Annotated in this window: 35 protein-coding genes and 1 tRNA gene; 25 read left to right on the top strand and 11 right to left on the bottom strand. The window is 62.2% G+C overall.

The genetic code is table 11. The features are described from left to right. Positions 1-175 precede the first annotated feature (175 nt). The 4 genes from ACVOL0_RS03805 to ACVOL0_RS03790 all read right to left on the bottom strand — a co-directional run bounded on the left by ACVOL0_RS03805 (position 176) and on the right by ACVOL0_RS03790 (position 4,082). A complete protein-coding gene (locus tag ACVOL0_RS03805; protein WP_481547972.1) occupies positions 176-2,647 on the bottom strand; it encodes a DUF5906 domain-containing protein in 2,472 nt (823 codons plus the stop codon). Between the two features lie 280 nt (positions 2,648-2,927). Beyond that, positions 2,928-3,257: a DUF7696 family protein gene (locus ACVOL0_RS03800; protein ID WP_481547971.1), complete on the bottom strand. Its 330-nt coding sequence runs from the start codon at positions 3,255-3,257 to the stop codon at positions 2,928-2,930. 23 nt (positions 3,258-3,280) lie between these two features. After that, positions 3,281-3,499: a hypothetical protein gene (locus tag ACVOL0_RS03795; protein WP_481547970.1), complete on the bottom strand. Its 219-nt coding sequence runs from the start codon at positions 3,497-3,499 to the stop codon at positions 3,281-3,283. Position 3,500: 1 nt separating this feature from the next. Then, a complete protein-coding gene (locus ACVOL0_RS03790; RefSeq protein WP_481547969.1) occupies positions 3,501-4,082 on the bottom strand; it encodes a hypothetical protein in 582 nt (193 codons plus the stop codon). Between the two features lie 35 nt (positions 4,083-4,117). On the opposite strand from ACVOL0_RS03790, the gene ACVOL0_RS03785 reads away from it, so the two are divergent. After that, a complete protein-coding gene (locus tag ACVOL0_RS03785; RefSeq protein ID WP_481547968.1) occupies positions 4,118-4,297 on the top strand; it encodes a hypothetical protein in 180 nt (59 codons plus the stop codon). 81 nt (positions 4,298-4,378) lie between these two features. Here ACVOL0_RS03785 and ACVOL0_RS03780 read toward each other — a convergent pair whose 3' ends face one another. The 3 genes from ACVOL0_RS03780 to ACVOL0_RS03770 are packed head-to-tail and all read right to left on the bottom strand — an operon-like array spanning position 4,379 to position 5,157. Beyond that, entirely contained in the window at positions 4,379-4,624 is a 246-nt protein-coding gene (locus ACVOL0_RS03780) for a hypothetical protein (RefSeq protein ID WP_481547967.1), read from the bottom strand. Between the two features lies 1 nt (position 4,625). Continuing rightward, a complete protein-coding gene (locus tag ACVOL0_RS03775; protein WP_481547966.1) occupies positions 4,626-4,832 on the bottom strand; it encodes a hypothetical protein in 207 nt (68 codons plus the stop codon). Further along, positions 4,822-5,157, bottom strand: a complete 336-nt coding sequence (locus ACVOL0_RS03770) for a hypothetical protein (RefSeq protein WP_481547965.1) — start codon at positions 5,155-5,157, stop codon at positions 4,822-4,824. The genes ACVOL0_RS03775 and ACVOL0_RS03770 overlap by 11 nt, the downstream gene beginning before the upstream one ends. Positions 5,158-5,234: 77 nt before the next feature. Between ACVOL0_RS03770 and ACVOL0_RS03765 the strand changes: the two genes are divergently transcribed. Beyond that, a complete protein-coding gene (locus ACVOL0_RS03765) occupies positions 5,235-5,801 on the top strand; it encodes a helix-turn-helix domain-containing protein (RefSeq protein WP_481547964.1) in 567 nt (188 codons plus the stop codon). Next, positions 5,755-6,120: a hypothetical protein gene (locus tag ACVOL0_RS03760; protein ID WP_481547963.1), complete on the top strand. Its 366-nt coding sequence runs from the start codon at positions 5,755-5,757 to the stop codon at positions 6,118-6,120. Before ACVOL0_RS03765 ends, ACVOL0_RS03760 begins: the two co-directional genes overlap by 47 nt. Here the strand turns inward: ACVOL0_RS03760 and ACVOL0_RS03755 are convergent, their stop codons facing one another. Then, positions 6,121-6,432, bottom strand: coding sequence for a hypothetical protein (locus ACVOL0_RS03755; RefSeq protein ID WP_481547962.1), 312 nt, complete (start codon positions 6,430-6,432; stop codon positions 6,121-6,123). A 227-nt stretch (positions 6,433-6,659) separates the two neighbouring features. Here ACVOL0_RS03755 and ACVOL0_RS03750 point away from each other — a divergent pair, with 227 nt between their 5' ends. The 20 genes from ACVOL0_RS03750 to ACVOL0_RS03655 all read left to right on the top strand — a co-directional run bounded on the left by ACVOL0_RS03750 (position 6,660) and on the right by ACVOL0_RS03655 (position 17,741). Continuing rightward, positions 6,660-6,878, top strand: a complete 219-nt coding sequence (locus ACVOL0_RS03750) for a hypothetical protein (RefSeq protein ID WP_481547961.1) — start codon at positions 6,660-6,662, stop codon at positions 6,876-6,878. Then, complete coding sequence (locus ACVOL0_RS03745) at positions 6,878-7,186, top strand: hypothetical protein (RefSeq protein ID WP_481547960.1); 309 nt, start codon at positions 6,878-6,880, stop codon at positions 7,184-7,186. Before ACVOL0_RS03750 ends, ACVOL0_RS03745 begins: the two co-directional genes overlap by 1 nt. Beyond that, the gene (locus ACVOL0_RS03740; RefSeq protein ID WP_481547959.1) at positions 7,183-7,326 is read left to right on the top strand and encodes a hypothetical protein; all 144 of its coding nucleotides are present in this window, start codon (positions 7,183-7,185) and stop codon (positions 7,324-7,326) included. The genes ACVOL0_RS03745 and ACVOL0_RS03740 overlap by 4 nt, the downstream gene beginning before the upstream one ends. Continuing rightward, a complete protein-coding gene (locus ACVOL0_RS03735) occupies positions 7,323-7,547 on the top strand; it encodes a hypothetical protein (RefSeq protein WP_481547958.1) in 225 nt (74 codons plus the stop codon). The genes ACVOL0_RS03740 and ACVOL0_RS03735 overlap by 4 nt, the downstream gene beginning before the upstream one ends. A 2-nt stretch (positions 7,548-7,549) precedes the next feature. Beyond that, on the top strand, positions 7,550-7,849 hold the full coding sequence (locus ACVOL0_RS03730; RefSeq protein WP_481547957.1) for a hypothetical protein: 300 nt from the start codon (positions 7,550-7,552) through the stop codon (positions 7,847-7,849). A 92-nt stretch (positions 7,850-7,941) separates the two neighbouring features. Beyond that, positions 7,942-8,118, top strand: coding sequence for a hypothetical protein (locus ACVOL0_RS03725; protein WP_481547956.1), 177 nt, complete (start codon positions 7,942-7,944; stop codon positions 8,116-8,118). Then, a complete protein-coding gene (locus ACVOL0_RS03720; RefSeq protein ID WP_481547955.1) occupies positions 8,103-8,369 on the top strand; it encodes a hypothetical protein in 267 nt (88 codons plus the stop codon). Before ACVOL0_RS03725 ends, ACVOL0_RS03720 begins: the two co-directional genes overlap by 16 nt. A 3-nt stretch (positions 8,370-8,372) precedes the next feature. Continuing rightward, positions 8,373-10,412 (top strand): ParB/RepB/Spo0J family partition protein, encoded by a 2,040-nt coding sequence (locus ACVOL0_RS03715; protein ID WP_481547954.1) that lies wholly within the window; start codon positions 8,373-8,375, stop codon positions 10,410-10,412. Further along, positions 10,409-10,699, top strand: coding sequence for a hypothetical protein (locus ACVOL0_RS03710; protein WP_481547953.1), 291 nt, complete (start codon positions 10,409-10,411; stop codon positions 10,697-10,699). The genes ACVOL0_RS03715 and ACVOL0_RS03710 overlap by 4 nt, the downstream gene beginning before the upstream one ends. After that, on the top strand, positions 10,696-11,634 hold the full coding sequence (locus ACVOL0_RS03705; RefSeq protein ID WP_481547952.1) for a DHHA1 domain-containing protein: 939 nt from the start codon (positions 10,696-10,698) through the stop codon (positions 11,632-11,634). The genes ACVOL0_RS03710 and ACVOL0_RS03705 overlap by 4 nt, the downstream gene beginning before the upstream one ends. Beyond that, a complete protein-coding gene (locus ACVOL0_RS03700) occupies positions 11,635-12,312 on the top strand; it encodes a DUF6378 domain-containing protein (protein ID WP_481547951.1) in 678 nt (225 codons plus the stop codon). After that, positions 12,309-12,785, top strand: a complete 477-nt coding sequence (locus ACVOL0_RS03695; protein WP_481547950.1) for a hypothetical protein — start codon at positions 12,309-12,311, stop codon at positions 12,783-12,785. Before ACVOL0_RS03700 ends, ACVOL0_RS03695 begins: the two co-directional genes overlap by 4 nt. A gap of 7 nt (positions 12,786-12,792) precedes the next feature. After that, positions 12,793-13,008 (top strand): hypothetical protein, encoded by a 216-nt coding sequence (locus tag ACVOL0_RS03690; RefSeq protein ID WP_481547949.1) that lies wholly within the window; start codon positions 12,793-12,795, stop codon positions 13,006-13,008. Continuing rightward, complete coding sequence (locus ACVOL0_RS03685) at positions 13,001-13,204, top strand: hypothetical protein (protein WP_481547948.1); 204 nt, start codon at positions 13,001-13,003, stop codon at positions 13,202-13,204. Before ACVOL0_RS03690 ends, ACVOL0_RS03685 begins: the two co-directional genes overlap by 8 nt. Continuing rightward, a complete protein-coding gene (locus tag ACVOL0_RS03680; RefSeq protein WP_481547947.1) occupies positions 13,188-14,753 on the top strand; it encodes a hypothetical protein in 1,566 nt (521 codons plus the stop codon). The genes ACVOL0_RS03685 and ACVOL0_RS03680 overlap by 17 nt, the downstream gene beginning before the upstream one ends. Before the next feature lie 268 nt (positions 14,754-15,021). Then, the gene (locus tag ACVOL0_RS03675; RefSeq protein WP_481547946.1) at positions 15,022-15,267 is read left to right on the top strand and encodes a hypothetical protein; all 246 of its coding nucleotides are present in this window, start codon (positions 15,022-15,024) and stop codon (positions 15,265-15,267) included. Beyond that, complete coding sequence (locus ACVOL0_RS03670) at positions 15,260-15,928, top strand: phiTE_072 family protein (RefSeq protein WP_481547945.1); 669 nt, start codon at positions 15,260-15,262, stop codon at positions 15,926-15,928. The genes ACVOL0_RS03675 and ACVOL0_RS03670 overlap by 8 nt, the downstream gene beginning before the upstream one ends. 11 nt (positions 15,929-15,939) lie before the next feature. Further along, on the top strand, positions 15,940-16,203 hold the full coding sequence (locus ACVOL0_RS03665) for a hypothetical protein (protein WP_481547944.1): 264 nt from the start codon (positions 15,940-15,942) through the stop codon (positions 16,201-16,203). Positions 16,204-16,245: 42 nt separating this feature from the next. Further along, a complete protein-coding gene (locus ACVOL0_RS03660) occupies positions 16,246-16,473 on the top strand; it encodes a hypothetical protein (protein ID WP_481547943.1) in 228 nt (75 codons plus the stop codon). Between the two features lie 2 nt (positions 16,474-16,475). Continuing rightward, positions 16,476-17,741: a site-specific integrase gene (locus ACVOL0_RS03655; RefSeq protein ID WP_481547942.1), complete on the top strand. Its 1,266-nt coding sequence runs from the start codon at positions 16,476-16,478 to the stop codon at positions 17,739-17,741. A gap of 24 nt (positions 17,742-17,765) precedes the next feature. Here the strand turns inward: ACVOL0_RS03655 and ACVOL0_RS03650 are convergent. The 3 genes from ACVOL0_RS03650 to dtd all read right to left on the bottom strand — a co-directional run bounded on the left by ACVOL0_RS03650 (position 17,766) and on the right by dtd (position 20,454). Next, positions 17,766-17,841: transfer RNA gene (locus ACVOL0_RS03650), tRNA-Ile, on the bottom strand. 231 nt (positions 17,842-18,072) lie between these two features. Next, complete coding sequence (rpoD, locus tag ACVOL0_RS03645; protein ID WP_481547941.1) at positions 18,073-19,920, bottom strand: RNA polymerase sigma factor RpoD; 1,848 nt, start codon at positions 19,918-19,920, stop codon at positions 18,073-18,075. Between the two features lie 93 nt (positions 19,921-20,013). Further along, positions 20,014-20,454, bottom strand: coding sequence for a D-aminoacyl-tRNA deacylase (gene dtd / locus ACVOL0_RS03640; protein WP_481547940.1), 441 nt, complete (start codon positions 20,452-20,454; stop codon positions 20,014-20,016). Between the two features lie 63 nt (positions 20,455-20,517). Between dtd and ACVOL0_RS03635 the strand changes: the two genes are divergently transcribed. Then, a complete protein-coding gene (locus ACVOL0_RS03635) occupies positions 20,518-21,438 on the top strand; it encodes a lauroyl acyltransferase (protein ID WP_481547939.1) in 921 nt (306 codons plus the stop codon). A gap of 74 nt (positions 21,439-21,512) precedes the next feature. Beyond that, positions 21,513-22,634: a GTP cyclohydrolase II RibA gene (ribA, locus tag ACVOL0_RS03630; RefSeq protein WP_481547938.1), complete on the top strand. Its 1,122-nt coding sequence runs from the start codon at positions 21,513-21,515 to the stop codon at positions 22,632-22,634. Positions 22,635-22,843: the final 209 nt, after the last annotated feature.

Here is a 22,843-nt window from a genome sequence, read left to right as displayed (position 1 = left end):
ATTCCCCGTGCGGGCGCGGGTGTGTGCGCGAGGGAGGACGGCAGTTCACGCACACGCGCACACGAGGCAGGGCGAAGAAAAGCCGCAATGCCGCAGAGACGTACGTGTGCTGTGGATTCTGCCGGCAAACAACCCAGCAGTTTTGCCGGCAAGCTTGATCTGCAGGGGCGCGAAGTCATGGGCCACTTCCCGGGAAGTCGGTTTCGCGTTCCTGCCAACTGTCGGCATCGGTGCGGTTGCCGTTGAAGTAGTCGTTCTTACGATTGCGCATGGCGAGGATCTGTTCCCCGAGCCATGCGGACTCCACCTCTCCCTCGGGCGCCCTATACCCGAACAGCAGCGTCGAGAGTGGATTGCTTATGCGCGTGAGCTGCTGGTGGCCCTTGCGGGTGGTGGTGATGCCGCAGCGCTTCTCCAGCGTGCTGACGAAGCGCTTCATGGATGCGGGCTTGACGCCGGTATTGGTGCACCACCGTTGGTATACCTGGAACCATTCTTCAGTGAGCCCAGGCATCGGCTTCATCGGCGGGATATCCCACGCGGAGAGCGCTTCGATGAAGTCAACCGGGCTGTCCTGCGCAAGCAGCACCAGATCGTCCTTGGCCTTAGTGCGCGGCGGCAGGGTGCCGGTATCAAAGTCACCCAGGTCTACGTTGAGCAAGTAGTCGTGGAATGCCTCGAGGCCGCCGTTGGCCAGCTCATCCATGATGGCCCGGTAGTACTCTGGCTCGCGCTTGGGTGGCGTCCAGATGATGCAATGGCGGCGGTCGTCCTTTTCCAGCACAACCGGCATCTGTTCGTTCGACAAGAACACCAGGTTGAGATGGTTTACCTCATCGTATGCCGCGATGTGCTTCGGGTTGATGCGAATTTTGGTGCCGGTGACCAGCACCTTGAGCAGGTTCTTCTGCTCGAAGCGATGCGCCTGTGCAACCACTTCGTCGGCGATCAGGAACAGCTTGCGGCTGGCCCAATCGTTGTGTTTGTCAACCAACGCGTTCTGATCGAGGATGCTGCCGTACTGGCCGTAGAGCGACATCACCGCTTCAAAGAACAGGTTCTTGCCTGCGCCCTGGCCACCGTGCACAACGACTGTGGATTTCATCTTCGCACCTGGATGCTGGATGGGATATGCGCACCAGCGCAGCACCCACTGAAACAGCTCGCGGCTATTGCGTTCTTCGCTGCACAGGTACTGCAGCAGCTCGATGAGACGCTGACACTTACCAGGCGCCGGCGTAGTTGGCCAGCCGCCCCACAGATTGCAGGTAACAGTCTTGTCGTCGCACGCAGGATCAAACCCGACTTCTGTTGGCCGCACGATGTCGCGGTCGGCATGCTCCATCCATGCCTTATGTAGCTCCGGCCGTACGCATGCATTCTTCATGTCCGCGATGGGAAGCAAGCAATGCTCGTCGTGATCGAACACGGCACCACCACCGCTGTAGATCAGTGAGTACCGCCGCAGCAATTCGTCGAGGTTTTGAATTGGCTTGAGCTTGCCGCCCCTCTCCCCCGGTTTTGAGGAAGAAACGGCGCGTAGAGTTGGGGGTGCCCACTTGAGTTCCGAGAGGCGGGCTTGCACCTGGCCGCCGACAGCTGCCAGCCCTTCCAGCGCGTGGAGGTCGTTGAAGTCGCTGTCTTTTCCCTTACCGGCCATGTAGCGGTCGATGCGCTCGTCAGCATTGGTGAAGCGCACCGACATCCACTCGCCGCCAACCGCCATGGCCGTCGTGCTGGCTGCTTCGATGCCTGCGTTCTTATAACCGTGCGGTTGAGTACATTCCGGGCAGTTGACCGGATGCAACGGCAGCGCAACGCGTGCGCGGCAGTCTTTGTTTCGGCACTTTCCCAGGATGTCGTCATCGGCGCAGATCAGCACCTTCGCTAGCTTGTATCGCTTGCGAATTGCCTCAGCCACCGGCTGCAGGTTGCCCGCATCGAATGCGCACACGACGGGGTACCCGGTTGCCGCATGCAGAGATGCCGCGGTGGCGTAGCCTTCGGCGATCAGCACAATCCAGTGTGGCGTGTGGCCGAGCAGATGGAAGTGGCCCTTCTTGATCAGGCCTGCCGGCCAGAACTCTTTTTCCGGTCGCTTGCCCTGCTCTGCCTGTTGCGCTGAGCGGAGGAACTGTAGGCCGTGGATCTTGCCGGCGATATCGCCCAGCGGCACCACGGCCGTGTTGTTCTGCGTGAACTTGAGGCCGTAGCCCAGCACGCCCTTCCGTTGCAGATACGGCGATTCACCATCGAGCTGCAGACGCGCCCAGGCTTTCGTCGCGCGCACCGCCGCCGCCTCTGCTTCTTCATTACGTTGCTTCTCAGCGGCCTTCGACGCATCCGCCCACACGCGGCGCATGGCTGCAGCCTGCTCGGGCGTGATTCGGCCGCCGTCGTCATCGGGCATCGCAACTTTCTGTGCGCCGTTGTCATTGCCTTGCCAGATGCCGAAAGATCCAACCAGCAGCAGGCGGTCGGTGGAAGGCGCCCACTCTTTGAGCAGGTACCAGCCGCGCTTCTCGCGGCCACCATCCACCACCAGCACTCGCACCGGCTTGCCCGTGATGCGCAGTCCACCGGAGGGAATTACCAGGCCAGCCGCAGCGAGCTGGCGGCAAACGTCGTCGTAGTTGCTCGCGCTCATGCCTGGCCCAGCCTGCCCACGCTTTGCGGTACAAATTGCGAATTCACCCAGTCAGTTAACGGACTCGGAGTAGACATCCGCGATTTCAGTAACTTAGCGGGCCACTGACTACCCCGATTTCGCGGCTCCGCTACCCGCATGGGGTCAGGTTGGGGGAGGACCCGCTTCTGGCGCGCGTGTTCAGGCAGCCATCTCAAAGCCACTGCAGAATGCCGCGCAGTCACAAGCGCCCTCTCAACAAAACCGGGGGCGCGGGGGATTCGCAACGAAGCAAAAGCCGTCATGCACGCCTCCCGTGCCACCATTCGCTCCGCGTCTTCCATTCCGCGCGCATATCCGCGCGCAGCCGCTCGGCTTCAACAGCGCCGCGCCGCTTCGTTATGTCGTCAATCAACTGATTCACCTTCGACGGCGTTGCAATGCCCCGCCGTATGTAGCTGCGCGCTTCGCATACCTCGCGCCTGCGCACAGCCTCATTGCCAATCACCGATGCCACGTAAGCACGGCAGCCCATGCCCGTTGTACAAGTACCCGGGTGCGGGCACTGCTCGGGCAAGCGGTTGATCTCAGCCTCGCGGGCTTCGGCCGTCATGTCGGCCGTGCGCGCCATTGCGCGCGAAAGGCAGCAACTGATCACCCTGCCCTCCCCAATTCCAACTCGCCCTGCCGCTGCTTCGCCCTTTCGGCCTCAATCCGCAGGCGCTCGCGCTCGGCCAGGGCATCCTCACCCTGCAAGCCAGCCTGCGAACCCGACAGCAGCGCCAGCGCCTCGGCAACAGCCCGCCGGCCCTCAACACCCAACACCTTGCGGCTGCTGAAGCGCGGTGCCCGGGGCGCGCGGTAGATGCTCATCTCAAGCACCGGCACCACCGTTGTGGATGCCACGGTCCAGCCCGAACCGCACGGCCAGCACCGCCGATATCACATCGTCACCAGCAGCATTGATCTCGCGCTGGTAGGGCAAATCTTCCGGCCCAAACTTGCCGTCTTCCATTGCTGGCGCCAGCGTTTCAAGCAGGCCCGCATACTTCGTCATCAACGTTGCCACGCTTGAAACTGAAACACCCTTGCCTGTGGGCCTGGGCACCACGAGCATTCCCCGCCGCAATGCCAGCTCGCGCTCGCAGTTGTAGCGGTACGGCTGCGGCAGACTCAGCACCCACGCATCTTCCAGATCCGCCGGCAGCTTCTTCACAACGCCATCCAGGTAGCGTCCAATGATCTGCCCGTTGTGCTTCTTGTCAGCACCGACATCGCCGCCGCGCGTGATGCGGAACGGCACGTCCTGGTCATCCTCGGCAACCATGTTCAAATAGTTGTCGGCCAGCACCATTGCGAACGTGCGACGATTCGTTCCGGTCTCGCGGAACATTCGCTCAGTGATCTGATAGATCACATCCTGCCGGGGCGTCATGAACTGAGGCTCGGGCTTCATGCGCACACCTGCCCAGCGGCTGGACACTGCGCCACATGACCGATACCAACCCTTGGCTGCAACTGGTGCCCATGCACCACTTCAACGCTCGCACCGGCCTTGGCCCCATTGCGGCCATCCTCTTGCTTGCCTACCAGCCCGGCGACGATGAGCGCCAGGCTCAGCACCACCAGCACAGCGGCGAGCAGCAAACGCAGGATGCAGCCAATGCGTGAGTTCGTCATTTCAGACACCGTCTTCCGTAGTTGCGCCATCAGTGCATGCCCAGCGCGGCTGGGCATCACCGCTCAAATCCATCACGCGCGTGCAGCGCCTACGCGATGCAGTTCACGTCGGCGACGGCGAAGCGGGCTGACAAACGCGGCATATGCAGATGGGCCCAGCGCCGCGCGCAACCGCGTTTCCATCACACGCGTTTGCGTGCCTGCGATGTGCGCGTCCTTCCACACCTTGATCCACCCCGCCAGTTCGTCGGGGTTCGCCTTGTCGTCTGCAAACAGCCAGTCGCGCAGCGCACGGCGGCACTTATCAATCAGCTTCATATCAATGCACCTCGGCAGGATGAAGCGGTCGGTCCACTGCCGTCCGCTGTTGAAAGAGGCTTGCCCACTGATCACTGGTGAGACACAGACTTTGCGCATCAGCGCCGTCGAGCAACTGCCCGTTGAGCAGCTCGCCCACCTCGCCGTTGCCCAGGTTGCTATCGAGGGCTACGACCGTGCGTAGCTGGCTAGCCGCCTCAATGCGCATGCGCTGTCCCCTCCAGTTCCACCGGGGTCAGTTGCTTCTCGTAGGCCGTAATGAAGCCCGATTCGCCGCGTATCCAGCGCACACTGGCATCCGGGAGCAGCTCTTCTGCACGCACTGGCCCACCCAGCTTTGCTGCAACAGCAGCGCACTCCTCGCTCTCGGCGATAGCCGCGCGCACGGCATTCTCGATGCCGGCCGCGATCTGCGCGGTCACGCCATTGGTGCGCCAGTGATAAACGTATCCAGTGGCCGGCTTGCCGGTCACCCGACGGGCCAGCTCACTCTGCTTTCCGCAAATCCTGACCGCTCTGTCGATGGGGGTCATTCACTCACCGGGAACAAGGAACCTTGCCACACTGTATGGCAACCATCCTTGCTCGGCAAGCACGCAAGATTGTTTGCATGCTGATCGGCGAAATCGTCCGCTATTTGATGGAGCAACAGGGCCTCACCCAGAGGACCTTGGCCGCCCGCGTGCGCGCTAGCGGGGCTCCCAACGTCAAGTACCAGCACATTCAGCAGCTAATAGACATCCCTACCCGCAGTCCTCGCTACCTGCCCGCGCTGGCCAAAGCGTTCGGCCTCACTGTCGAGCAGTTCCTCAACGTTTCCGACAACGGCATAGCGCCGCCACAAGTTCGCGACCTCACAACCAGCAACGGGGGCAGATCCTCAGCACCCCGAAGCCAATCTCAGTCCCTGCAACTCGACGCGTCTACTCTTGCCACCTCGTACCAACTCGTCCGCCTGGCCTGCATCGCGCTCGATGAGCACTTTGATCCAGAACAGCCGGGTGATGCAGAACTTGTCCTCCTGGCTTACAACTATTTGACCAGCAGAGACGAGCGCACGGTGACGGCAAACAACGTCGTGGATTTCACCGCGCGTCTGCGCAAGCAGACGGCAACAAAGGGGGGCATGGATGAAGGACAACGCAGCACTCGACGCTCTAGCACGGGCGCTGGCTGAAAAGGTCAGCAGGAACCGACGGCCGGCATCGGCAAACGACCCTGATTTCAGCCCTCCCAATACCGGAAATGACGGCTGGGATGAAACAACACGCGTGCTCTGCATACAGCGCATTCGTCTACTGGTGCGCGCCTATCAGCTCGACTGGCTGGTGCAGCAGCACCTGCTCACCAAGCCCAGCATCGAATCGCTAACGAACCGGCAGCTACGCTTGTTGCTGGGCGATGCCGAACAAGCACGCGAAGCAATCAGCGAGGGCTTCCCCCTGGAGCAGACTGGCTTGATCCGGGATATTACGCATCAACTACCTGATGCCTAATCACCAGTCCTGATTCGCCGCAGGTGGCAGCTGCTCCGATTGTGCTTGGGCCACGTAGATCACGCCGTCGGCAATGTCCGCCAGCATCAGCATCAACTCGCGTACGACACCGACAGCAGCCACGATTAACACTGCACCAGCACCCAAGCCGACGGCAGCCACGATTGATGGCCCGTCCATCTTGAGGAACATCACCACAGCCAGCAGCGCCACTAGGGCCGCGAGCAGGTACCCCATTACCACAAGGAACCTCACTATCCCGCGCAAGTAGGGATAGTGCGACTGACTGCGCAATTGAGTCACGAAATCCATTACACGCCCCCTATCCATGAAAGCCAAATCTTCGCACGTTTTAAAATAGGCAAGTTTCCTTGTTGACTTGACGGCAAGTTTCCTTGTACGGTTCGCCTTGCCGGCCTTCCCCAGCCGGCGGGCGACCAGCGGGTCACCATTCCGACGGCCACAACGCCTTTGCCGTCGGTGGGCCACTCCCCAGGCCATAGCGACCCGCTGGCGCCCTCCTTACACCGGAGAGCGCCATGTTCGACAGCACCGGCTTCACCCGCACCACCCCGCCCCCCTGCGCCGTGCGCTGCCTGGTGGCAGCAGCAGCGGAGGAACACGCACGCGCCACCCTGCTGCGCAAGCGCAGCTCGGGCGTCAACAGCCGTAACCGCAAGGCACGCGGCGGCCGCCTGAGCGTCGCCAGCCTGCGTGCTGAAGCGCTCTCCCGTGATATCAACGCGGAGGTGCGCTAGTGAAGACCAGTGTCTCTACAACCGTTCCCGGCCTGGCCGGCACACGCGTCACGCTCCACCTGCACCCCTTCAATAAAGCCGGACTTGTAGTCAGCGGCAAGAGCGGGAATAGGCTTGATGTAATCGCCAGCGCTTGCGGTGATGCAAACGCCATTCTGCTCGACAACGGCGCCAACGAAATTGACAGGCAGCCGTCCATCTTCGTTGGCGGCACCGTGTTCTGGCTGCCGAAGGGCACCGACGAAACCCTGCACAACTGGCTCAACGAACAGTTGGCCCTCATGCAGAACGCGGAGGCCGCCGCATGAGCGCCGCCTCGCAACACAACGCGCATGACAGCACACCGCCGCAGGTGGGCGCGGAAATACTGCTCATCCTCGCCGCCAACCTGCTTGTCGTGCTGATCTTGCTTGCGTCTTTCGTGCTGCGCGCACGGGGGTGCCAATGAGCCTGTTCACCCGGCCGCCGCAAGCACACGCTGGCACCCTGCTGCACCTTTCGCTCGTTCACTGCCCGCACGCGTCCGATGTACCACCGCCACCGGACAACCGCGAACGCTACCGCGCCTTCCGCAGCACCTGGCTGCCCCCCATCCGCAACACCCTCACCGACGATGGCCGCGCACTCACCAACGCCGCCGCCCAGCAACCCGCATTCAACGGAGCCTGACCATGCAACACAGCGAACACACGCCGCTGGTGCGCAACGCACTGCTGGCCGCATTCGACGCACCTGCACACACGCTGCGCCGCGCAGCCAACGGCTTTGCCGCACCGCCGCGCCCCGACCGCACCAGCGGCACCAAGCAGCACCAGTCCTTCAGCAAGCGCCTGCTGCTCAAGATGAGCGACGGCGGACTGATCCGCCTCAACGACCCGTTCGTTCCCACCTGCGCAACCCTCACCGATGCGGGCATTAATGCCGCGCAGGCGTTCAAGGCCACCCAAAAGCCCAAGGCGGTGCGCGCATGAACGAAGCAAACGTTTGCCGCATGTGCAAATGCACAGACCCGACCCGCCAGGGCGGTGGTCACTGGGTGAAACCAGACCTTTGCAGCAAGTGCATGAAGAACGACGTAACCATGGACCGGCTCAAGCGCACTGCAAAGCGCATCAAGCGTGAAGAGAACATCACGCACATGCTGGCCCTTGATGCTGCATCCAGGCATTACGGCTTCACCAACTACGTCAATGCGCGCTGCACGATCAGCAAGAGGGCAACTACATGCGCCGCTCTTTGATCATCTACGGCCCCATGCGTTGTGGCAAAACTTGCAACAAACAGCAACTGGCCGAGCACTTCGGCTTCGACCAGGTCATTGACGATGTGGAACCGCTGCGCATCCCGCCACGCGCGCGCTTCGATCACCTGCTGCTCACCAACCACGACCTGAGTGCCGTCAGCAGCATCGGCGGTACCCCCTGCATTCCCTACGCCACCGCCGCCAAATCCGCTGGAATTGCGCCGGCCACGCTCACCACCAAGGCATAACTCATGCAGTCCACACAGAACATCATCAGCGTTCCACTGCACAACCTGCAGCTCTCCCCGAAGAACTCGCGCAAGCACCGCAGCGCCGCGCACATCGCAGCCACGCTGGATTCGCTGCTGGCACACGGCCAGTTGCAGAACCTGGTAGTCACCCCGTCTGGTGCGGCCGAGAAGTATCTTGTTGATGCGGGCGGCACGCGCCTGCTCGCCTTGCAGCTCGGTGTTGAGCGTGGTCAAGTGGCCACCGATCACCCCGTGCGCTGCCTTGAAGTGAGCGAAGAAATGGCGCTGGAAGCAAGCACTGCGGAGAACACCATCCGCGAGGCCATGCACCCAGCCGATCAGTTCCGCGCTTTCCGCAACATGGTGGAAGCCGGCAAATCCACCGCCGAAGTGGCGGCCAACTTCGCCGTAGCCGAATCTGTTGTTGCACAGCGTTTGAAGCTGGCCAACGTCGCCCAAGAACTGTTCAATCTGTACGAACAGGGCGACATGAACCTTGAGCAGTTGCAGGCACTCGCCCTCACCGATGACCACGCAGCACAGATGCGCGCGTGGTTCGGCACCAAAGGCGCAGCGGTTGAGCACGAATGGCAACGCAACAGCCGCGAACTTCGCAAACGGATCACCGCGAGCGAGATTCCCAGCAGCAACGCGCTTGCACGCTTGGTCGGCCCGGAATCCTATGAATGTGCAGGCGGCATCCTGCGTCGCGATATGTTCAGCTCGGACGTGTTTTACGCCGATGCCGCACTGCTTGAGTCACTCGCCATAGTGAAGGTGCAGGAGAAGGCCGAACAAGTGAGGGCCGAGGGCTGGGCATGGGTGGAACCGCGCCTGGAAATGGACTACAGCGATCTTTCCCAGTACGGCAGCCGTGGCGCGCCCACTCACCGCGAACCGAGTGCTGATCAGAAAGCACGACTACTGGAGATCTCCTCACGCAAGAAGCAGATTGAGGGTCTGCTTTACCCGGACAATGAGGGCGACGAGCTGCCGGATGACGAATGTGCAGTCCTGCACGAAGAAGACGATCAACTGGACACCGAGCGCGAGGCCATACAAAAGAGTACCGCGACCTACACAAAGGAAGTGCTCTCCAGCAGCGGCGCCATCATCTACGTGAGTTACAACGGCACCATTGAAGTGAGTCGCGCCCGCTTGCAGCCAGGCCAGCGTTCAAACAGTAAGGGTACCCAGCAGACCAACAGGGATAAGCCCGCCAAGGCCGAACTTTCCGCAGATATGCGCCAGCGCCTGGAGGCGCACCGTGCCGCGGCTGTGCGCTTGCACGTTGCTGCAAACCCAGATATCGCCGTCACCCTGCTCATAGTCTCCCTGATCAAGAACGTCCTGAGCACGGGTGAGCCACCGGTCAGCAGGGACTTCAACATCACGGCCTCCAACGAACACCGTGGCGGTGACCCGCTGGACAAGTTCACGGACCTTACCGCGAGCGCCGCCCGCAAAGCCCTTGATGACCGCGTAAAAAGCTGGTGCAAGCGTATCCCCAGCAAGTCGGGGGATATCTATGCGTTCGTGGACAAGCTGCCCGCTGACCAGCGCACTGAACTGCTTGCCCTGCTCACGGCGTGCACTCTCAGGACCGGCAGCATCAACGGCAACTCCAGCGCTACCGCGCTGCACGCACAGTTCGGCTTCAACATGGCCGACCACTGGCAGCCGAATGCACCCAGCTACATCACGCTGGTCAAGAAGGGCCTGCTTGCCGATGCCGTGGCCGAAGTGGCCGGCAAGCCTGCAGGTGAAGCGGTCGCCTCAATGAAGAAGGACGCCGCCATGGCCGAGGCAGCAAAGCGCCTGGCCGGCACCGGCTGGCTGCCCAAGCCGCTGCGCGGCAAGGGCTACGCCCTGACGGGTGCGGACGCTGCGGCGCCAAAGTCGGGCGCGCCGGCAAAGAAGGCACCCGCAAAGCCTGCTGGCAAAGCACCCGGCAAGAGCAAAGCAACGCCTGCCAAGACTACGGCAGCGAAGAAGACCGCACCCAAAAAGCAGGCAGCAAAGAAGGGAGCCGCTAAGTGAGGACCCACGTCACCACAAGCACCAGCGTTGATGTCGAGGTTGATATCGACTTCGCTGAGATCGTCGGAGGTCTCGACCAGGCATCCCGCACGCAACTCGCTCAGATGCTGCTCAGCGGCAGTACCCACATCTCACCATCTGAAGTGCCCTTCGGCGGGGGCGAAGGTGACGCGCAGCGCATCGAATCCATCATCGAGCGCGCCTTCAACGCCGCCCGCGCACTGCCGCAACCCTGCCCCGAGCTGGCAGAGCTGTTCTATGTCGTCCACGGGAGGGCCATGGCATGACCAACACTTCGCTTCCGCTTGTCATCTACCACGATAACTGCGCGGACGGCTTCACCGCTGCCTGGGCGGTCAACCGCGCCATGGCCGCAGAGTTCTATGCCGGCAGCTACGGCAACCGGCCGCCTGATGTCACCGGCCGTGACGTGATCTTCGTGGACTTCTGTTACAAGCCTGCCGTGATGCTGGAGCTGCAGCGTACCGCTGCAAGCATCCTCGTGCTTGACCACCACAAGAGCGCCGCCGAGGACATGCCCGACGAGCCGCGCACCGGCCGCGAGCACCTCACCGTGCTGCGCATGGACGCCCCCGCATGGAAGACCCCACGCACGTGGCAGCACTATCTCGCCTGCGTGCACATGGACCGCTGCGAAGGCATCCCCAAAGCCATGATCTACGCGCTGTTCGACCAGGAACGAAGCGGCGCCGGCATCGCGTGGGACTTCTTCCACACCACCCCGCGCCCGGCTCTGGTCAATCACGTTGAAGACCGCGACCTGTGGCGGTTCGAGTTGCCGGGTACGCGCGCCATTCAAGCCGCCGTTTTCAGCTACGAATACACGTTCGAGAACTGGGACTATCTCGCCGGCTTGCCCATCCAAGAACTGCGCGCACAAGGGCTGGCCATCAGCCGTAAACATCAAAAGGATATCGCCGAGCTGCTCAACATCTGCACGCGCAGCCTGACTATCGGCGGCCACAGTGTTCCGGCAGCAAACCTGCCCCACATCTTCGCAAGCGATGCCGGCCACATCATGGCCCAAGGCAAGCCCTTCGCCGCGTGCTACTGGGACACCGACGAGCTTCGCCACTTCTCCCTGCGCTCCTCCGACGATGGCGTCGATGTATCCCTCATCGCCAAGCAGTACGGCGGTGGCGGGCACCGCAATGCGGCCGGCTTCCGCGTGCCACGTGATCACGAACTGGCGGTGGCTTAAATGAACATCATGACGGCGTTCGTAGATCACTGCCGCCTCTCGCGGGCGGTTAATGCAATCAAGCTCCCCGCGAATACCAAGCGAGTGAGGGAGCCGGCATTGTTGTCGCACATCCTCATGTTTTGCTCCCCTTCTGTACCCGACCGTAGCGCAATCAGGCGTGCACTGACGCACGCAGGGTGGACGTGGAGCGTCAAGTTAGGCAAGCCGCTGCAGGACATCGTCGGTCCCACCGCAAGCCTCTGGTGGACACCCCCAGGGAAGTGCCGCCGCAAATCCAAACGGACTACCTGCTTTGCAACTGGCGGCTTTGTTGGCAGCAACCATGCATCAACATCCGGGAATCCGAACTACCTACACGATGCTGAGCGACGCTGGGCCGTAGTAGGCCAAGCACCCAACGCATCTAGCATCATCCGCACCGCTGCCGATGACATCGAACAGCGCGCATCACAGCGCGACCAGCCTGCCGGTGAACGATCGATGGCGCGCACCGTCGCCGCATTCAACGCCATGTTTGGCACCAGCCTTACGGAAACGCAAGGCTGGCAGTTCATGGAGCTGTTGAAGATGTCGCGCAGCAGCGCCGGCAACTACCACGCTGACGATCACCAGGATGCAGTTGCCTACGCCGGCTTGGCCGGCGAGGCAGCTGCTCGGGAGGCCAACGCACAATGAATCGCGCACCCTCACGCGAAAAGCAGGTGCTTGCTGTCACCCAGCTACTCAAGGGCCACCCCTTGGGCATGCAGCAGCAACAGCTTATGAGCCTGCTCGGCCGCCACGCCGACCGCGCCCAACTGCTTGCCACCCTCAACACCATGGTCTGCTACGGCCTTGCCGTGCGCCTGCGCGGGCGCGGCCCGCATCGCTACGTATTGGCCACTGAACACACCGGCGCTGCGCCGGCCGTTGCTAATGACAGCGTTCAGCTGTCCGCTGTGATCCGTAGTGACGAGGCACGTGCACGCGCTGCAGCGGGCGGCATTGCCGCACCTATGCCACCCCGCACGCGCACAGCACAGGCAGAGACCGTGGACGAATGGATGGCCCGCACCGGCAAGCAGCCGCAGATCATCAGCAACAACTTCGACAAGCCGCTGGATCAATACCCCGGTCGTCGTCCATCCATGCCCCGTTTCATTTGCTGAGGCACACATGCGCTCACGCGGAAACCAGCTCGATATTTTCGACCATGATCCTGCCGTCATCGCACGCCGAGAAGCCCAGGCTGCGCGCATCGCAGCCGGCATCGCCCTCATCGACCCCCACTTCTCACCGGCTCTGCAGAAGCACCGGCACGCCCACTACCTAGCCGAGGCCGAGGAATTCGAGCAGAAAGCCATCGCTTGTGGTGCAAGCAGCCATGCCTAAGCGCTTTCAACTTCCAGAAACCATCTACGTCATCACCCGCAGCCGCAGCTCCCGCCCGGGAACACAACCGCTCTGCTTCGTTGAATCCCGCATCGATGCAGAACTACTCATCGAGATGCTGCGTGAAGACGAACCCAACTGCAGCTACGGCATCCGCGAAATCGTCAGAGGAACCATCAATGTCCAGCTCAATTGAGACCGCCATAAACCCGCTTGCGGGCCTCCCCGCTGCGCCTGTTCTCGACCCCGGCCTGTATGCCTGGATGCGAGAGCGCGGCATCGCCCCCGAGAGCCAAGACGGTCAGATCGAGATGAGCGAGGTTGTCGAAGCGCTGAACGAGCACGAGCGGCAGCTGCTCGCATTCCCCCCAGCAGCACCGGGTATCGACCCAGCCGACCCTTGGCGCGGCCTGTACTCCCAGGAGCTGATGCCCAAGCTGGATGGCGTCAATGACTATCACGCAGTGCATCCGGATATGCCGCAGTGGCCGAACCCGGAGGACGAAGAACGCGCCCTTGATCCGCTGGTAAGGGCGCAGGGCTTCGCGTTCGCAGTGGTGGAAGGTGACTATGGCGATGACTCGATGAGCGTTGACTTCGACACCTGCGCATGGCTGGCCAACTGGAAGCCCGAGACACCGGCAGGCGAGCACTGGCGCCTTGCCATGATCCACGACACCGAGGACGGCCCGGCAGCCGTGTTCGTTCGTCCGCTCGCGCTGATCGCCGCCGCCCCCGTCGCCGCAGCACCTTCCTTCCAGGCAGGCGCCTCCGATTGGATGGCGCGGTGTTTCGTTCCCTCGCTCTACAGCAACATGACCGAGCGCGGGGACCGACTGCTGGAGGAAGTGTTGGAGCTGCTGCAGGCGCACGGCTACGACCCAACCCGTGTGGTCACACTGGTCGACTACGTGTTCAACCGGCCCGTGGGGCAACCAACGCAGGAAGTTGGCGGCGTTATGGTCACGCTTGCCGGTTACTGTTGGGTGGCTGGCTTGGACATGCACGCCGCCGGTGACCTCGAGCTCGCACGCATCACTCAGCCCGAGGTGATGGCGAAGATACGCGCAAAGCAGGAGGCCAAGAACGCACTCCACTTCGACACGCCGCTTCCTGGCAACACCACCGCAGCGCCGGTTGTGCAGTCACCGACAAAGCCAATTGGTAGTGACGCATGCCCGGTAACCGGTCTGCCGTTCTACGACAACATGGAGCATCCGGAGCGCGGCATGATCGCAATGTATGGCGGGCCGTTCGACGTGTACTCGATCCCCGAGCTGGGGGGCGACGACGAACTGCGCCGCGAGCGGTTTGACCTGGACCGCGACGACTGGGTGGAGGGTGGCGAGCCGCTGGGCTACTTCTACCGAGAGCAGCAGCCGGAGGCGGTGAGCACCCCCGCAGCGCCGGGGATAGACCTGTCGCCATTTCGTGAGTTGGCGGACGCATGGCAGAAGGAATCAAGCGAGGCGCTTGGGCAGTTCCCTCCCATCGAAGGGAACCATCGCTCTCAAATGATCCGGCTCGGCAACTGCGCCACCAAGCTGCATAAGCTGATCGACGCCAACCCCAAGGGCGGCAGCGATGAGCTGAAGGTATGGGGTACGCAGCGGCCGAACAGCTTGCCCAAGTTGTTCGGGGCGCGACACATCGCCGAATTGAACTGGTTTTCGGATGAAGCTGATCTGATCTGCATGCAGGTCATCGAGCGCGTGCAGGCCACCAGCGCCGAGGTGGGGGCGTGAAGGCCGGACTACGCGATGCGAGCTTCTACGCATGCCCAAGTGGACATGGGCAGAACCCACGTTCACCCAAGTACCACGCAATTGTGGATCGCCCCGGAAACAAGTGGGGTGCTGATCGCGGCCCTGCCTGCGGAATACCGTTTCATAACGAGGAAACGGAAATGGACGTCAATGAGATCCCTGCACGGTCTCGCTGCCGTAAGCGTGCGTGCCAATCGGCATTCGCACGCACTGAGCAGCCCACCAGCCACGGCGCGGGGGTGTCGGAATGATCCTTCAGAAGTTGACCATCGAGCTGGAGCGGTACGGGGCAATGAAGGGCAAGTACACCGGCAAGGCCACGTTCTCAGGTGACGCCGGGGAAGTGACGCTCAACCTCAACGAGCACCACATCGAAGAGATTTTCCGAACCTGCGCCGACAGCATCATCGAAACGTCCAAGGCCGCAGCCCGTCACCTGACATGCGCTGTCATCGACCAACAGAAGACGATTGAAGGGAAGCGCCATGGATGACCAACAGCGCGCCAGGGCGCAGTTCGACGCATGGGCTAAATCAGCCGCCAAGACCGTCCATGGCTTCAACCGCGTTGAGGATATGTGGGACGCATGGCAAGCGGCTACCGCCGCCCTGCGCGCCGCGCCGGAGGTGCTGCATATCCAGGTGCACAATCACCATGAGTCCGGATCGTTCTATCTGCGCGAGGGCATCCAAGGCGAAGGCGACCGCAAGCACTATTGGTGCGAGCTGACCTGCAACACCTCATTCGGGACCGTAGGCCACTACTGGTCAAGCATGGGCAGCCCGGCCGCGAGATTCTTGTCCAAGCTCAACCGTGGGTACCTGATTGGCAAGCTCTGGGGTTCCGAGGCATCTGTGTTCTGCGGCGATACAGCCGTGGCCGAGGCCAAGGCCGCATTGCTTCGCGAGCGCCGCGACGGCGATCTATCGAAAGAAGATGCGCGGGAGGCTTTCGACGCATTCTGGAGCGTCAGCACGGAACTCGAGTGGCACCAGATGGTGCTGGACTGCGACTGGCTGCACCGTCACCTCATGGACTGCGGCGGCCCGTTCGGTAGCGTCACGAACCCGCAGGCGTTGGGCTTCTGGGAAGAGCTGTGGCCAGCGTTCATTGCTGAGCTGACCGCCGCCCGCCTGCAGGGGGTGAAGGCATGAGCTGGTCAGACATGAGAGTCACAGAGCGTGATTTCCGTATGCCTGAGTTCCGTGACGCCAAGCCCGAGGACTACGAGTTCAGGGGCGATGGCAAGATCGTGCGCAAGGACCGTTGGGAGACTGGTATTCACAGAATCCGCTACGCGCTGGGAGACAGTCGCCGCGAGTTCGAGATTGACGACCTTGTGATGGCCGTCAAGGCGATTGTCGGCACCATCGAGCCGCAAGGTGACGACGACGAGCCTTTCAGCCCACAGGAGGCGAGCGATGCGTGATCACGATGCATGGGCAATTGCTGCGCGAGGGCTCGCAAGCCAATGATCGGCGCAAGCATCCTTCAATTCGAGGATCTGCAGGAACTCTGCAAGCCAGGGGAAAAGCCCCTTCTTTCAACCGTGGAAACGTGGGCGCGCAAGCATCACATTCGCTACCAGTACGATGCCAAGGGCGGCATCTGGACGACGACCGAGGCCCTGAATACCGCGCTTGGGCTATCCTCAGCCGCGAATGACACGGCAACCTATAGTCCCCACGAGGTGTTTTGAAAATGGCACGAGGTCGCCCAAGGAAGCTGCCGCCGAATGTGCCGCAGCACATTGCGAAGGACTACCACAAGCTCCCGACGAGCCTCTATTGGGACCCGAGCGGGAGTGGGCGCTGGTATGTGCGCGACAAACACCCAGAGGGCTTCGGCGTTAAGACCACTGTAGTTGCTGGTCCGCACGCGCGGCTTTCAGACCTATTCGCAATCATGGAGCAACGTTCTGGGCGCAACGCTGCGGGCTCAGTCGCCGCGCTGATTGAAGCGTACGAAGACAGCACTACTTTCAAAGCTTTGGCACCAATTACTCAGAAGGACTACACACGTTACGGCAGGTCACTTGGGGATATAAAAACGAAGTCTGGCGCTGCCTTCACCACGCTCATTGTCGACAAGCTGACTACCGCCATCATCCAGCGGCTAGTTGAATCTATCGCCAAAGGCAAGCCAGCGAGCGGGCCAGGCGCTGATGATGCAATTCGCGGCATGCCTTCCAAGGCCAACCATCTCAAACGTTACCTCAGCCTGCTATTTTCATGGGGGCGGCAGCACGGCCACTGCTTGACCAATCCCGCCGAAGGTGTGGCTGGAGCGAAGGAGCGCAAGCAACACAACATGCCGGAGCGCGTCGCCATGCTCGCGGTTATCAACTTCGCACACCAGCGAGGCCTGCTGCAGTCGCGTGCTAAGGGCAGCGGCCCCGCTTACCTGGCGCCGCTCATGACCATTGCCTATGCGTGCCGGCTACGCGGTATCGAAGCGCTGACCCTGACGGATGCAAACGAACACGCCGAAGGCATCTTGACAAACCGACGCAAGGGCAGCCGCGACAACATCGTCCGTTGGACACCTGAGCTGAAGGCAGCATGGTCAACCGCCAAGGAACTGCGCGCGAAGATCCTGTCGAACAAACGCAACAAGGGCAAGCCAGTCCCGATGAAGCCAGAGCTTCGCCCCATCTTCATTGCCGAAGGCGGCGAGCAACTGTCAAAAGACGGCCTGGATACCGCATGGCAGAAAATGATAAAGGCTGCGATTGAGCAGAAAGTGATCACCCCCGATCAGCGGTTCAGTCTTCACGGCCTCAAGCATCGCGGCATCACGGACACAAAGGGCAATCGTGCCGACAAGCAGCAGAGCAGTGGCCACAAAGACAGCAAGATGCTGGACATCTACGACCACGAACTTCCGGTCGTTGAATCGGCAAAACTGTTCGATTTTTCAGGAGATTTTTCAGGAGCTACCAATTCCGAGAAGAAGCCCGGCGCGTAACATCCTGATTGGAGTAGCAAAACATGGTGGGCCCACCAGGATTCGAACCTGGAACCAAAGGATTATGAGTCCTCTGCTCTAACCGTTGAGCTATAGGCCCGTAGCGACGACACAGTGTAGTGGAGCGCGCTGCGTGCGACTACTTCCTTGTGTCTGCTTTTGATGTGCGCGTATTGCGTAAAGCATGTATCACGCGCATGGCTGCTCCGAAGGCAACGCGTGAGCTGAGCATCCCACGACGCCCATCGCCATCCACCCAAAGAAAAACCCCGCCAAGGCGGGGTTTTTCATTCCGGCGCTTACGCGCCAGCAATCACTTGCAAGCCACCACTCACTCGATGTCGAGGAAGCTGCGCAGCTGCTCCGAACGACTCGGGTGACGCAGCTTGCGCAGCGCCTTGGCCTCGATCTGACGGATGCGCTCGCGGGTCACGTCGAACTGCTTGCCCACTTCTTCCAGCGTGTGATCGGTGTTCATGTCGATGCCGAAGCGCATGCGCAGCACCTTGGCTTCCCTCGGGGTGAGGCCAGCCAGCACGTCACGCACGGTTTCCGACAAGTTGATGTTGGTGGTGTTCTCGATCGGGGACTCCACGTTGGTGTCCTCGATGAAGTCGCCCAGATGCGAATCCTCGTCGTCGCCGATCGGGGTTTCCATCGAGATCGGCTCCTTGGCGATCTTCATCACCTTGCGGATCTTGTCTTCCGGCATGTCCATTTCCTTGGCCAGCTCCTCCGGTGTGGCCTCGCGGCCGTACTGCTGGAGCATCTGGCGGGAAATGCGGTTCAACTTGTTGATCGTCTCGATCATGTGCACCGGGATACGGATGGTGCGGGCCTGGTCGGCGATCGAGCGGGTGATCGCCTGGCGGATCCACCAGGTTGCATAGGTCGAGAACTTGTAACCACGACGGTATTCGAACTTGTCGACAGCCTTCATCAGGCCGATGTTGCCCTCCTGGATCAGGTCCAGGAACTGCAGGCCGCGGTTGGTGTATTTCTTGGCAATGGAGATGACCAGACGCAGGTTGGCCTCGACCATTTCCTTCTTGGCCTTGCGCGCCTTGGCTTCGCCGTAGGCCATGACGCGGCTGATTTCCTTCAGCTCGTCCAGGCTCAGCTGGGTGTCCTTCTCAAGGTCGATGGTGGCCTGCTGTTCGGCAACGATCTGGTCCTTGACGTCACGCAGCGCCGACGACCACTTCTGCTTACGCTTGATTGCGTCTTCCACCCACTCCAGATTCGTCTGGTTGCCTTCCCACGAGCGGATGAAATCCTTACGCGGCATACGAGCGGTGATGGTGGCCAGGTGCAGCACGCGACGCTCCTGCGACTTGACCTGGGCCATGGTGTCGCGCAGCAGGCGCACCAGCACGTCGGTCAGCGGCAGCGGCAGCTTCAGGGTCACGAAGGTGGCCGAGATTTCCTCGCGCAGCTTGGCCTGGGCCTTGACGTCGCCCTTGGCGTGGGCCTTCTTGAACTTGGCCAGGTCGGCGGCCAGCTGCTCCATGCGGGCAGCCACTTCCACCGGATCCGGACCGGTCGGGCCGGCTTCTTCCTCGACGTCGTCGCCGTCGTCGTCTTCATCACCGTCTGCATCAGCGTCATCGCTGGTGTCTTCGGCAACGGCCGGTGCCGGTGCTTCCTCGACCAGGTCGTTGAAGCCGACGATCACTTCGGCCAGGCGCTTCTTGCCTTCCTTGTGCAGTTCGTAGTCGGCCAGCACCGACTCGACGGCCAGCGGGAAGGTGCCCAGTGCAGCCTGCACCTGGCCCAGGCCTTCTTCGATGCGCTTGGCGATAGCGATTTCGCCTTCGCGGGTCAGCAGCTCGACCGTACCCATTTCGCGCATGTACATGCGCACCGGGTCGGTGGTGCGGCCACCTTCGGTGTCGAGTGCGGTAAGTGCAGCAGCAGCTTCTTCAGCGGCGGTATCATCGACTTCACGGTTGCCGGTGTTGCCGTCGCTGAGCATCAGCGTGTCGGCGTCGGGGGCAACTTCGTGGACATCGATGCCCATGCCGGTGATCAGGCCGATGATGTCTTCGATCTGCTCCGGATCGACCATGTCGTCGGGCAGATGATCGTTAACTTCGGCGTAGGTCAGGTAGCCCTGTTCCAGGCCCTTGCTGATCAGAAGCTTGATGTCGTTTTGCTGGGCAGGACGTTCGTTGGCCATGTAATGCTCGCGCCACCGGCGATTGTGAAGATGGGAACCTAGCATTATACCAGCGCAGCATAGCGCTTGCCGGGGCGGTGGGTTCGCGGCGCGCTACGGTCTGAGCAGAAAGGTTACGGGCCCATCGTTTATCAGGCTGACAACCATATGGGCACCAAAGCGGCCAATTTCCACCCCTGAGCTGTGTTTTTCACGGCAGATAGCCACCAATCGGTTGAAAAGCCGTTCAGCCTCGGCCGGCGGCGCGGCGCTGGTGAAGCTCGGACGCATGCCTGAACGGGTATCGGCGGCCAGGGTGAACTGGCTGACCAGCAGCAGCCCACCACCGGTATCGCGCAAGGAACGGTTCATCTTGCCGGCATCGTCGGCGAAAACCCGGTAACCGAGCAGTCTGTCCGCCATCCGCGACAGCATCGCCTCATCGTCGTCCGGCTCCACCCCCACCAGGGCAAGCAGGCCCGGGCCGATCTGCCCGACCACAGCGTCGTCGACGGTGACCGAGGCCTGGGTGACACGTTGGATCAGGCAAAGCATTGGCAGCTCCTGCTGTGGGGCCGGGCACCATAGCACCGGGCGCCAGCGGCTAAACTTGCGGGAATGAAACCGCAATCCACTGCCAAGCTCTATTACCGCCTCGCCTGCGCCCTGACCCACCTGCCCTGGTCCTGGCAGCGGACCCTGGCCGACACGGTGGCCTGGCTGTGGCGCAGCATCAATGCCCGCGAAAGCCGGGTGACCCGCCGCAACCTGGAGTTGGTTTATCCGGAGCTGGACCCCGCCCAGCGCGCGCGCCTGCACCGCAAGGTGCTGCGCACCACCGCCCGCCAGGCGCTGGAAACCCTGTACCTGTGGACCCACGACCCCGCGCAGAACCTGTCCCGGCACCTGCGCGAACGCCACGGCCAGGACTTGTATGACGCCGCGCTGGCGTCGGGCAAGGGGGTGATCGTGATTGCCCCGCACTACGGCAACTGGGAGCTGCTGAACCAATGGCTGGCCTCACGCGGGCCGATCGCCATCGTCTATGCACCGCCGGAGAACCCGGTCGGCGATGAATTCCTGCAGCTGTGCCGCGGCGGCGACAACGTGCGCCAGGTGCGTGCCGAAGGCCCGGCCGTGCGGCAATTGTTCAAGGTGCTCAAGGAAGGCGGCGCCACCGGCATCCTGCCCGACCAGCAGCCCAAGAACGGCGACGGCGTATTCGTGCCGTTCTTCGGCATGCAGGCACTGACCATGACCCTGGTCAACCGCCTGGCCGAGCGCACCGGTGCCACCCTGCTATACGGCTGGTGCGAACGCACCGGGCCCAACCTGGACTTCGCCCTGCACATCGAGCCGGCCGAGGCCCAGATCGCCGACCCGGATCTGCAACTGGCCGCCACCACCCTCAATGCCGGCATCGAGCGCATCGCCCGCCGCGATCCTGCGCAGTACCAGTGGACCTACAAGCGCTACACGCTGCGGCCACCGGGCAGCGGCGAGCATGACCCTTACGCCACTGCCCGTCACCCGCACTGAACCTGCTGCTGCAACACTGCGTCACCCGTGCCGCTCGATTGATTCGACTGCCAACGGCCCCCATAAGGTTTCAAATGAACAGCCCCGCTTCCGCCAGCCCGTCCTACTTCGGCCAGACCGCCGCCATCCGCTGCGAGCGTGCCGCCGCCGAACTCCGTGCGGGCCGCCCGGTAGTGATCAGCGATGGCCGGCAACGGCTGGCCAGCATTGCCCTGGACAGCAGCTCGCCGGAAGGCTACGCCGCCTTCGCCGAGGCCGCGCAAGGCCGCCATTACCTGTTCCTGAGCGCAGCGCGCGCGCAGACGCTGGGCATCAACGCTGCCAACGGCATCCACCTGCCACTGGCGGATCGCGCGTTTGCCGAGCTGCCAGCACTGGCCTACCTGCGCGATGCGACCGCGCCGGCCGATGCGCAAGCCAATGGCAATGCGCTGGATGCAGCGACGGTGGAAGTGGCGCGGCTGGGTTTGCTGTTGCCGGCCATGATCTCGGTGGAACTGAATGCCGCAGGCAGCCCGTTCGATGACTGCCTGCAGCTGGACACCACCGCCCTGTACGAAGGTGCTGGCCAGGCCGGCCAGGACTACGAACTGGTGACACGCTCGCCAGTTCCGCTGCGTGACGTCGGCATGAGCGAGTTCGCCGTGTTCCGTGGCGGCGTGGCACAGCGTGACCAGGTTGCGGTGATCGTCGGCAATCCGGACATGAGCGGCATCGTGCCGGTGCGCGTGCATTCGTCCTGCCTCACCGGCGACCTGTTCGGCTCGCTCAAGTGCGATTGCGGCGACCAGCTACGGCGTGGCCTGCGCACGCTCAAGGAGCTGGGCGGCGGCATCCTGTTGTACCTGGACCAGGAAGGCCGCGGCACCGGCATCGCCGCCAAGATGCGTGCCTACGGCTACCAGCACGAAGGCCTGGACACCATCGACGCCGATGCACAGCTCGGCTTCGGTGCCGACGAGCGCCGCTACGGCAGCGCGGTGGCCATGCTGCGCGCGCTGGGCGTGCAGCGCATCCAGCTGCTGACCAACAATCCCACCAAGGTGCAGCACCTGCGCAAGGCCGGCATCGAAGTCGTTGGCTGCGTGCCGGTCACCGGCGAGATCACCCACGAGAACGAGCAGTACCTGCGCACCAAGGCCGCACGTGCCGGCCATCATCTGGATGTGGATGCGCTGATCATGGCGGCGCAGTAGATGTTTTGATTTTTTGTAGGAGCGGCGTCAGCCGCGAAGCTGGCGAGGCTGCAGGCCGCCGAAAGGCCTGCATTCGCAGTTTCAAGGAGGGGCGCCATCGTGGGCGCCGGATGTACCCGTGGCTTGGCCGGGGGGAGCGCGGCGGAAAAAAAAAAAAAAAAAAAAATAGCCCCCCAGAGACGAGGCACACACAAAAACTGTATGGCGGG

The sequence above is a fragment of the Stenotrophomonas sp. STEN021 genome, assembly GCF_056760175.1.
Note: the sequence above shows the minus strand (reverse complement) of the source record. Positions and strands in the feature narration are given on the sequence as shown.